Source organism: Pseudomonas sp. JL2 (assembly GCF_031570495.1).
GTDB classification, from domain to species: Bacteria; Pseudomonadota; Gammaproteobacteria; order Pseudomonadales; family Pseudomonadaceae; genus Aquipseudomonas; species Aquipseudomonas rhizophila.
The window spans coordinates 1-10,267 of the sequence record NZ_JAKUDH010000045.1; the positions used below are offsets into that span (position 1 = coordinate 1).

The 10,267-nt window shown below is 60.6% G+C and carries 10 protein-coding genes and 1 other RNA gene; 9 read left to right on the plus strand and 2 right to left on the minus strand.

Annotation, left to right across the window (positions count from 1 at the left end):
- Window positions 1-207 precede the first annotated feature (207 nt).
- From MKS85_RS28355 to MKS85_RS28370, 4 genes are all read left to right on the plus strand, one after another.
- Window positions 208-1,368, plus strand: coding sequence for a putative zinc-binding metallopeptidase (locus MKS85_RS28355; protein ID WP_310663243.1), 1,161 nt, complete (start codon window positions 208-210; stop codon window positions 1,366-1,368).
- A gap of 148 nt (window positions 1,369-1,516) precedes the next feature.
- Window positions 1,517-1,613, plus strand: an RNA gene (gene ffs, locus MKS85_RS28360) — signal recognition particle sRNA small type.
- A 258-nt stretch (window positions 1,614-1,871) separates the two neighbouring features.
- Window positions 1,872-2,117, plus strand: coding sequence for a type II toxin-antitoxin system ParD family antitoxin (locus tag MKS85_RS28365; RefSeq protein WP_047227170.1), 246 nt, complete (start codon window positions 1,872-1,874; stop codon window positions 2,115-2,117).
- Entirely contained in the window at window positions 2,110-2,400 is a 291-nt protein-coding gene (locus MKS85_RS28370) for a type II toxin-antitoxin system RelE/ParE family toxin (protein ID WP_076385640.1), read from the plus strand. Before MKS85_RS28365 ends, MKS85_RS28370 begins: the two co-directional genes overlap by 8 nt.
- Window positions 2,401-2,505: 105 nt before the next feature.
- On the opposite strand, the gene MKS85_RS28375 is transcribed toward MKS85_RS28370, so the two are convergent.
- The gene (locus tag MKS85_RS28375; protein WP_047227171.1) at window positions 2,506-2,820 is read right to left on the minus strand and encodes a helix-turn-helix domain-containing protein; all 315 of its coding nucleotides are present in this window, start codon (window positions 2,818-2,820) and stop codon (window positions 2,506-2,508) included.
- 338 nt (window positions 2,821-3,158) lie between these two features.
- On the opposite strand from MKS85_RS28375, the gene MKS85_RS28380 reads away from it, so the two are divergent.
- A complete protein-coding gene (locus MKS85_RS28380) occupies window positions 3,159-4,901 on the plus strand; it encodes a bifunctional diguanylate cyclase/phosphodiesterase (protein WP_173407152.1) in 1,743 nt (580 codons plus the stop codon).
- Here MKS85_RS28380 and MKS85_RS28385 read toward each other — a convergent pair.
- Window positions 4,853-5,620 carry a transporter substrate-binding domain-containing protein gene (locus MKS85_RS28385; protein ID WP_310663244.1) on the minus strand — a complete coding sequence of 256 codons (768 nt, stop codon included), beginning with the start codon at window positions 5,618-5,620 and terminating at the stop codon, window positions 4,853-4,855. The two genes, MKS85_RS28380 and MKS85_RS28385, sit on opposite strands and share 49 nt — an antisense overlap.
- A 143-nt stretch (window positions 5,621-5,763) precedes the next feature.
- Between MKS85_RS28385 and dnaX the strand changes: the two genes are divergently transcribed.
- The 4 genes from dnaX to recR all read left to right on the plus strand — a co-directional run bounded on the left by dnaX (window position 5,764) and on the right by recR (window position 10,210).
- Complete coding sequence (dnaX, locus tag MKS85_RS28390) at window positions 5,764-7,830, plus strand: DNA polymerase III subunit gamma/tau (protein ID WP_310663245.1); 2,067 nt, start codon at window positions 5,764-5,766, stop codon at window positions 7,828-7,830.
- Between the two features lie 64 nt (window positions 7,831-7,894).
- Window positions 7,895-8,233 (plus strand): YbaB/EbfC family nucleoid-associated protein, encoded by a 339-nt coding sequence (locus MKS85_RS28395; protein ID WP_003183512.1) that lies wholly within the window; start codon window positions 7,895-7,897, stop codon window positions 8,231-8,233.
- Window positions 8,234-8,506: 273 nt separating this feature from the next.
- Window positions 8,507-9,541 (plus strand): NADP-dependent oxidoreductase, encoded by a 1,035-nt coding sequence (locus MKS85_RS28400; RefSeq protein WP_139050725.1) that lies wholly within the window; start codon window positions 8,507-8,509, stop codon window positions 9,539-9,541.
- 66 nt (window positions 9,542-9,607) lie between these two features.
- The gene (gene recR, locus MKS85_RS28405) at window positions 9,608-10,210 is read left to right on the plus strand and encodes a recombination mediator RecR (protein ID WP_047227281.1); all 603 of its coding nucleotides are present in this window, start codon (window positions 9,608-9,610) and stop codon (window positions 10,208-10,210) included.
- The last annotated feature ends 57 nt before the right edge of the window (window positions 10,211-10,267 follow it).

Sequence of the window (10,267 nt, forward strand, 5' to 3'; positions counted from 1 at the left end):
GCGGATGGGGTGTTGCGTCTACTGTCAGGAATGACAGTTTGAAGGGGGGGAGCGGGACCGTTTATCGGTTAGTTAACAGAGCTGGCAAACTCAATGGGACGGCTGCAAGCTCCCTCGCCACGTTTTTATCGAGCGCCAGTGGCGCAGCATCCGGGAACGATCACGCACAGAGGGGGATCTAGTCTTGCAGGCCCCTGGGAGATCACCATGTACCGCTTCTTCGAGCAACTGAGTTCACGCATCGCCGCGCCCTTTACGGGCGATCGCTCGCGTAACAGCAAGATCTGGCCGTGTCGCTGTGGCCAGTCGCTGTTTTTTCGCAACAGCCAGTGCCTGGCCTGCCAGGCGGTGTTGGGCTATCAGCCCGAGCAAAGCCGCTTGTCGTCCCTGCAACCCGGCGAGCAACCCGGCACCTGGACCCTGGATGTCGACCCACAAGCCGGGTTGTTTCGCCGTTGCGCCAACCTCGACACGCCGGCGGCCTGCAATTGGCTGCTGCCGGCCAATGGGCACGACAACTTGTGCATCGCCTGCAGCTTGAACCGCACCATTCCCGACCTGTCGATCCCGGAAAACCCCGAACGCTGGTGCAAGGTCGAAACCGCCAAGCGCCGGCTGGTGGCGCAATTGATCACCCTCGGTTTGCCAGTCATCCCAAAAACCGTCAGTGAAAGTGAGGGGCTGGCCTTCGATTTCATCGGCGTCGACCTCGATGGCACGCCTCCGACCACCGGCCACGCCAGCGGGTTGGTCACGCTCGACATCAAAGAGGCCGACGATGCCCACCGCGAGCATGTGCGCCAGCAGATGCGCGAGCCGTATCGCACTTTGCTCGGGCATTTTCGTCATGAGGTGGGGCACTACTACTGGGACCGGTTGATCGCCAACAGCCATTGGCTCGATGCATTTCGCGAGCAGTTTGGTGACGAGCGGGCCAGCTATTGCGATGCCCTGGAGCGTCACTATCAGCAAGGCGCGCCGCTGGACTGGCAAACCCACTACGTCAGCGCCTACGCCACCATGCATCCCTGGGAAGACTGGGCGGAAACCTGGGCGCATTACCTGCATATGATGGACGCGGTGGACACGGCCCTGGGTTTTGGTATGAGCGCCGGGGAAATGGATTTCGACTACCAGCCGTTCCCGCCCGAGACCTTGTTCGACCCCGAACATACGGGGGGCGTGGCCTTTCTTTCGTTCGTCAACGCCTGGATCGAACTGGCCGGCATGCTCAACGAACTGTCGCGCAGCATGGGCCAACCGGATTTCTACCCGTTCGTCGTACCCGCCGCGGTGATCACCAAGCTGCATTTCATCCATCTGGTGATCCAGGAGGAGGGCGGCCGGGCTGACGAGGTGTTGCTGTAACCGCCCGACTTGTGGGAGCAAGCTTTGTTCTCACAGGCAAGTGCTTGAACATCTTCAGTTTTTTAATCCGGCGCGAACGGTTGTAACTTCTCGTCAGATAGGTACAATGGCGCGGCTCGCCGTCAGGCGGGCGTCGTTATGGTGACCCCATCGGTCCCCCCGCAACGATTACCCGTGAACCTGGTCAGATCCGGAAGGAAGCAGCCACAGCGGGAACATTGTGTGCCGGGGTGTGGCTGGTGGGGTTGCCTCCATAACGCCCAGGCCTTCGTTCGCAAGGTTTGTCGAATTTTCTTATCTACTTTGTTTGTTGATCGATTACCGGTCGATATTTTCTGCTGCCTGATGGAAAGCAAAGAGCTCCAGTGCGTTGCTGCGCAGTGGGGCTTTTTGACTGGAGGGGGCAAAGGATTTGCGTACGGGCCTTTGCAGTGCTCATTCTCGATATCGCACCAATAGTATGATAATTTTGCGTGAGTCGATCATTTTCCCGGAGGCTCATCATGGGTACCGTTCGAAAAACCATCACCGTCACCGACCAACAAGACGGCTGGATCAAGGCTCAGATCGAAGCGGGTCACTACACCAATGATAGCGAATACATTCGCGATCTGATTCGGCGCGAGCAGGAGCGTAGCGCTGAACTTGAGGCTATCCGGTCCGCCCTGAAAGAGGGTGAATCCAGTGGAAAACCTCAACCATTCGATCCCGATGCGTTCAAGAAGAGAATGCTGACAGCGCATGGCTGAATACCGCCTTACACCTGCCGCCGAGCGTGATCTTGAAATTGTCTGGACCTATACCGCCCAACGATGGGGCGTGGCGCAGGCCAATCGATACGTTGATACCATCATTGCGGCGTTTTCTGAACTGGCGCAGCAGCCTAAGATAGCTCCAGCCTGTGACCATGTTCGAACTGGTTATCGCCGACGTAGTGTCGAACGACACATGATTTACTTTCGGATCACGGCTTATGGGATTGCGGTGATTCGTGTCTTGCATGATCGGATGGATACACTTCGGAATTTGTGACAGTAGCCTTTCAATAGAGCCGGACAGCGAACAAGCAAAAAAGCCAAAGAGGAACCCGATCCGTCGCACACCGACAGCCCGGACTCCTCTTTTTTCATGTCTGCTTCAAGGCTTCGACAGTGCCTGGTCTACCGCCGCAATCAGCTTCCCCAGATCCTTTGCGGTGGCTCTGTGTATGACACCAAACAGGTACGCTCGCTGTTCGTCCTCATCGTCCATGTCGGCAAAAAATGCTTTGAGCTGCACATCCAGTTTGTCGGCAAGCAAGACCAAGGCTTCCATGCTCGGGGTGTAGGTGCCGGTTTCGAAGCGGCTGATGGTTTTGGGGTCAAAACCGGTTTTTTCGCCAAGTTCAGCCTGAGTAAGCCCCGCTACTTTGCGATAGCGTCTGATGGCCGGACCCAAACTTGAAATTTGCATCGCTTAATTCCCATTTAGAATCAAGAACTTAACGATAGATTTTTGCATTAGGCAACCGCATGATCCATCACCTTGCTTTGCAAAATGTGATGTGTTTCGTAGAATCGGCCTTTGGCACGGGCATTTGGTGACCTGCTTCAGAAGCCTGGATGTGCGAAAAAGGCGAGCCTTGCGTTTTCTTGTTGTACACAAGGCGACGCTTGGCGCCTTCAGGTAGCACCGCCACGGCCCGCGCTCCAGCGTATCTCAAGGTGTTTGAGCCTAGTTGATTTTTCGCCTGTCCTGGGGCGGTGCAACCGCGCGCGACAAATGAGCCTGACTCATGGATGACTGCTTCGATGGATAAGAAGTACCGCAGAGCCGTTGACGCCGCCGCGATTTTTTCTGAAACCGATCTGAGCGGGCGCATTACCTACGTCAACGACCAGTTCTGTAAGCTTTTTGGCTACCCGCGCGATGAGCTGTTGGGGGCTAACCATCGCGTGATCAACTCCGGCCAGCACCCGGACGAGTTCTTCAGCGCCATGTGGCGCACCATCGCCCTGGGGCAGGTCTGGAAGGGTGAGATCTGCAACCGAGCCAAGGACGGTACGCTGCATTGGGTCGATACCACCCTGGTGCCGGTGATCGACGACGCGACCGGTCGGATCGAACGCTATCTGGCGATTCGTTTTGATGTCAGCGAGAAGCGTCAGCTATTGCATTCGCTGCAATGGCGGGTCGGTCACGACGTGTTGACCGGGTTGCCCAACCGCACCTACCTGTCCGACCTGCTGGATCAGGCCCTGGAGTTTTCCAGGGCGCAGAGCTTGCCCCTGGCGGTGTGCATGCTTGACCTGGATGGCTTCAAGGCCGTGAACGACGGTCACGGCCATGCCAGTGGTGACCAGTTGCTGGTGGAGGTCGCTCGGCGTCTGCGCAGCATCGTGCGCGGGGAGGATGTGGTGGCGCGGTTGGCCGGCGATGAGTTTGTGCTGGTACTGCGCCATGTATGCGGGCTTGAGGAATTGCATGCCGCGTTGAACCGGGTGCTGATTGCCGTCTCCATGCCGTATGCCATTGATGGCAAGGCCATCAAGGTTTTCGCCAGCATTGGCGTCACCCTGTTTCCCGGTGACAACGAAGACGCCGATACCTTGTTGCGCCACGCCGACCAGGCGATGTACGTGGCCAAGCAGAGCGGCCGCAATCGCTTTCATTTGTTCGACGTGTCCCGGGACCAGGAAGTGCGGGCCACTTACCAGACCGTCGAGCGGGTGCGGCAGGCCATGGCCGGCAACGAATTGCGCCTGCATTTTCAGCCCAAGGTCAACATGCGCCATGGCACGGTGGTGGGGCTCGAGGCGCTGCTGCGCTGGAAACACCCCCAACGGGGCCTGGTACCGCCCCGGGAGTTCCTGCCGCTGGTGGAGGAAACCGACCTGATCGTCGAGATCGGTGAGTGGGTCATGGAGCAGGTGCTGATTCAGTTGCAGCAATGGCAGCACGCGGGGCAAGTCTGGCCGGTGAGCATCAATATCTCGGCGCGGCATTTCCAGCGGGCAGATTTCGTCGAGCGGTTGCGGCAGGTGCTGCAACGGCACCCGGCGGTGTCGCCGCGCATGCTGGATCTGCAGATCGTTGAATCCTTGGCGGTGGAAAACCTTGCCCACGTCAGCGCCTGTCTCCAGGCGTGCCAGGCCTTGGGCGTGGGGTTTTCCCTGGGCGGTTTCGGCACGGGATACTGTTCGCTCAATGACCTCAAACACCTGCGCACGCAGACCATCAAGATCGACAAGACCTTTGTCCGCGACATACTCAATGACCGCGATGATCTGGCGCTGACCGAAGCGGTCATCGGTTTGGCCAGGGCGTTTGGGCGCCAGGTGGTGGCGGAGGGGCTGGACAGCCTGGAGCATGGTCAATTGCTGCTGCGCCTGGGCTGCGAAGTGGCCCAAGGCTATTTCATCGCCCGGCCCATGCCACCCGACCAGGTGCCTGGCTGGGTGAAAGGATTTGTTTCGCCGCCGCAATGGCAGCATCAGTCGGACGTTCAGGGCGAATCGGATCCGGCTTGCGGCGACTCTTTATGTCCGGTGTAGGACTGGATGATCGCGTCGATTTCCCCCGACGTTTTCATCTTCAATAAGGTGCGCAGAATGCGTTGGGCCGGAATGTTTTGATCATCGCGCACATAACAGCCCAGCACGCGCTCCTGGAGAACCGCCACGGCACGCAGTTGCCGGTCTGGGGGATGTCGTTGATTGAACCAGTCCAGCGCCCATTGATTGCTCACCGCGTAGCGATAGCGCCCGGCCAGAAGCTTGGCCAGGACTTGTTCCTGGCTGCGTGCATCGTCACGTCGCAGATGCCCGCCGTCGAATAACGGCTGCAAGGTCGGGTAGGTATAGCTGAGGACGGTCCCGACCGGCTGGTGGGGCAGGGTGGCGGGCGTCACCACCTTGGGAGAGCTGGCCGTGCCCACCAGCACGTCGCGCTGGAAAAACAGCGGGACGCTCCACAGGTAATTGCCACCCGTATCCTTTACCCACTCGGGGGTGACATAACACCGTACGTCGACTTCGCCGTGGTTCATGGCATTGTCCAGCCGGGCGCGGGCCAGCACATGAAACTGCGCCGGCATCCCCACCTGGGCCGCCAGACGGGTCATTACCTCGGGGATGATACCCTGGATCGGGCGACCTTCTTCAGTCTGCACCATGGGCATGGCCCAGCTATCGGTAATGGCGAAACGCAACGGAATTTCGCCAGCAAAACACCCTGAACCCAATAACAGCAAAGCCCCCATGGCCGAACGCATAAACTCTCCTGATGGTGCAAAATCCTGTCGGCAACCAGGCCCCTGACCCAAGCTTAGACAGATTAGACGAGCACACCGGATGCAATTTCGCCCCTGCTCCGCTAGCATTAGCCGCTTCTGCTTTCCAGTGGCGATGGTTTTCGATGAGTTATCAGGTTCTTGCACGTAAATGGCGTCCGCGCTCGTTCCGCGAAATGGTCGGCCAGACCCATGTGCTCAAGGCCCTGATCAATGCCTTGGACAGCCAGCGGCTGCATCACGCCTACCTGTTCACCGGCACGCGCGGCGTCGGCAAGACGACCATCGCGCGGATCATCGCCAAGTGCCTGAATTGTGAAACCGGTATTACCTCGACGCCGTGTGGCGAGTGCTCGGTATGCCGGGAAATCGACGAAGGCCGTTTCGTCGACCTGATCGAGATCGACGCCGCCAGCCGCACCAAGGTCGAAGACACCCGTGAACTGCTCGACAACGTGCAGTACGCGCCAAGCCGTGGGCGCTTCAAGGTCTACCTGATCGACGAAGTGCACATGCTTTCCAGCCATTCCTTCAATGCGCTGCTCAAGACCCTCGAAGAGCCGCCGCCCTACGTCAAGTTCATCCTGGCGACCACCGACCCGCAGAAGCTTCCTGCAACGATTTTGTCCCGCTGCCTGCAGTTCTCCCTCAAGAACATGACCCCGGAGCGGGTGGTCGAGCATCTGACCCACGTGTTGGGTGTCGAGAATGTACCGTTCGAAGACGATGCGCTGTGGCTGCTGGGTCGCGCCGCCGATGGTTCGATGCGTGACGCCATGAGTCTGACCGACCAGGCCATTGCCTTTGGTGAAGGCAAGGTCATGGCCGCCGATGTGCGGGCCATGCTTGGCACCCTCGACCACGGCCAGGTCTACGACGTGTTGCATGCGCTGATCGACGGCGACGCCAAGGCGTTGCTCGAAGCGGTGCGTCACCTGGCCGAGCAGGGGCCGGACTGGAATGGCGTGCTATCGGAAATTCTCAACGTGTTGCACCGTGTCGCCATCGCCCAGGCTTTGCCCGAGGGTGTCGACAACGGTCATGGCGACCGCGATCGGGTGCTGGCACTGGCTCAGGCGCTGCCGGCCGAAGACGTGCAGTTCTACTACCAGATGGGGCTGATCGGTCGGCGCGACCTACCCCTGGCGCCGGATCCGCGCGGTGGTTTCGAAATGGTGCTGCTGCGGATGCTCGCGTTCCGGCCAGCCGACACGGACAACGCCCCGAGGCAACCGCTAAAGCCAGTGGGGATCAGCCAGGCCACAGCTGATTCCGCCAAGCCAGTGGCTGCCGCGCCCGTCGTTGCGCCGGCAGTGGCCTCTGCCCCGGCAGCGGTTGAGCAACCGGCCCCGGTGCCTGTCGTCGCGGCGCCTGAGCCCGAGCCCGAGCCTGTCGTCGAGGCGTTGCCGCAGCCGGTTGCCGAAGAAGTGGTCGACCTGCCCTGGAACGACCCGGTCGAGGCTCAGGTCGTCCAGCAGCCCACGGTGGAGCCGGTGCTGGAAACCGTCGCCGAGCAACCCGAACTGCCGCCGATGCCCATGCCTACGCCCGATAGCGTGGTGCCCGACGCGCCCGAGTGGGTGGCTGCACCGGTGCCTGAGCCCACGGTGGCGGACGTTGATGTCGCCACACCGGGCATGGACCTGGATGATGAGCCGCCACTGGACGAGGATTACATCGAACCGGACATGGATTCGGCCTACAGCTATCTGGATGAACTGGCCAGCGAGCACGCCGCCGAGCCGGCCCCGGAGCCCGAGCCTGAACCGGCGGCGATGCCGGCTACCGGGCTGGCCCTGCAATGGCTGGAGCTGTTCCCGAAACTGCCGATTACCGGCATGACCGGCAGCATTGCCGCCAACTGCACGCTGATCTCCGTGGAGGGCGACCACTGGCTGCTGCACCTGGACCCGGCCCACAGCGCGCTGTTCAACGCCACGCAGCAGCGCCGTCTCAACGATGCACTGAACCAGTATCACCAGCGCACGCTGACGCTGAGCATCGAGCTGATCAAGCCTGAGCAGGAGACGCCGGCCCAGGCCGCGTCCCGCCGCCGTGCCGACCGTCAGCGCGAAGCCGAGGAGTCGATCCACGGTGATCCGTTCATCCAGCAAATGATGCAACAGTTCGGTGCCGTGGTCCGTCACGATACTATCGAACCTGTCGAGGCCCCGGTGACCCAGGGCTCATAACTGAAAGCGTCAGGCCGAACGGGCCGGGCGCGGTGTTTATCCAAGTACTTTCGAGGTGATTCCCATGATGAAAGGTGGCATGGCCGGCCTGATGAAGCAGGCGCAGCAGATGCAGGAAAAAATGGCCAAGATGCAGGAAGAACTGGCCAACGCCGAAGTCACCGGCAAGTCCGGCGGCGACATGGTGACCGTGGTCATGACCGGTCGCCACGATATCAAGCGCGTGAGCATCGACCCGAGCGTGGTCGAAGGCCTGAGCGAAGACGACAAGGAAATGCTCGAAGCCCTGTTCGCCGCCGCCGTCAATGACGCAGTGCGCAAGATCGAAGCCAACAGCCAGGACAAAATGTCCGGCATGACCGCTGGCATGCAACTGCCGCCGGGCATGAAACTGCCGTTCTGACTCGCCATCCCGATCGGGATGGGCTACATACAATGCCAGGCATCGCGCCTGGCATTTTTGTTTGTGTCACAAGGCGAGTGCGCTAGAAACTTTACCTGTGGGAGCAAGGCTTGCCCGCGATGAACGATGACGCGCCGCTGCGACGAACCGAGGCGTCTGCATCGCGGGCAAGCCTTGCTCCCACCAGTACCCACTGAACAAACATCGAACGCCGCCCCGCCGGCAATGGTCTGCTTCCTGTAAGTGCCACTCAACGATCAAGGAGACGCTTCCATGTCACAAGCATCGACCACCCACCAGCGCATCGTCCTCGCCTCCCGCCCCACAGGTGCTCCCACCCCGGACAACTTCCGTTTGGAGCAGGTGACGTTGCCGGAGCTGCAGGAGGGGCAGATCCTGCTCAAGACGCTGTTTCTCTCATTGGACCCTTACATGCGCGGACGGATGAGCGACGCACCTTCCTACGCCGCGCCGGTGGAAATCGATGAGGTGATGACCGGTGGTGCTGTCAGCCGGGTCGAACGTTCGATGCATCCGAAGTTTCAGGAGGGGGATCTGGTGGTGGGCGCTACAGGGTGGCAGAGCCACACTGTCAGCGATGGCCGCAATGTCATTCCGATCCCGTCCGGGCTGCCCAGCCCGTCGATGGCGCTGGGTGTGCTGGGCATGCCGGGCATGACCGCGTACATGGGCCTGATGGAGATCGGTCAGCCCAAGGCCGGGGAAACCCTGGTGGTCGCGGCGGCCTCGGGCGCAGTCGGCTCGGTGGTCGGCCAGGTGGCGAAGATCAAGGGCCTGCGGGTGGTCGGTGTGGCCGGCGGCCCCGAGAAATGCAAGTACGTGGTCGACGAGTTGGGGTTCGACGCCTGTGTCGATCACAAGCGCGATGACTTTGCCGAGGCACTGGCCCGGGCTTGCGACAAGGGCATCGACATCTATTACGAAAACGTCGGTGGCAAGGTGTTCGACGCCGTGGTGCCGCTGCTCAACGCCAAGGCGCGGATTCCCCTCTGTGGCCTGATCGCGTCCTACAACGAGCATGAAGCCCCTAGCGGCCCGGATCGCTTGCCGCAATTGCAGCGCACCTTGCTGACCAAGCGCGTGCGGATCCAGGGGTTTATCGTGTTCGACGATTTCAGTGGTCGTCAGCCGGAGTTCATCAGCGCCATGGCGCCTTGGGTGCGTGACGGCAAGGTCAAGTTCCGCGAAGACGTGGTCGATGGCCTTGAGAATGCCCCACAGGCCTTTATCGGCCTGCTTGAAGGGCGCAACTTCGGCAAGCTGGTGGTGCGGGTGGCGCAGGATTGAGTATTTGACGCTAATCGGAGGCGCGGGTATAAACCGCGTCTCGTTGTTATGTCGGACATTTCCTCCATGAGCTTCAGCCCTTTGATTCGCCAACTGATCGACGCCCTGCGAACTTTGCCGGGTGTGGGTCAGAAAACTGCTCAGCGCATGGCGTTGCAATTGCTTGAGCGTGATCGCAGCGGCGGTTCGCGTCTGGCTCTGGCCCTGAGCCAGGCCATGGAAGGGGTAGGGCATTGCCGTTTATGCCGCACCCTCACTGAAGACGACCTCTGCCCGCAATGCGCCGACCCGCGTCGGGACGACAGCCTGCTATGCGTCGTGGAAGGTCCCATGGATGTGTACGCCGTGGAGCAGACCGGTTTTCGCGGCCGTTATTTCGTGCTCAAGGGGCATTTGTCTCCGCTCGACGGCCTGGGACCGGAAGCCATCGGCATTCCGCAACTGATGGCGCGGATCGAAGAGGCCGGGACTTTCACCGAAGTCATCCTCGCCACTAACCCGACGGTCGAAGGCGAAGCCACCGCCCACTACATCGCGCAATTGCTCAACAATAAGGGCCTGATCGCCTCACGCATCGCTCATGGCGTGCCGCTGGGCGGCGAGCTGGAACTGGTGGACGGCGGGACGCTGGCGCATTCGTTTGCCGGGCGCAAACCGATCGCTTTATAACTGCCACGAATAACCCTGTGGGAGCGAGCCTGAACTGGTCAAGTAATTCTGGACACC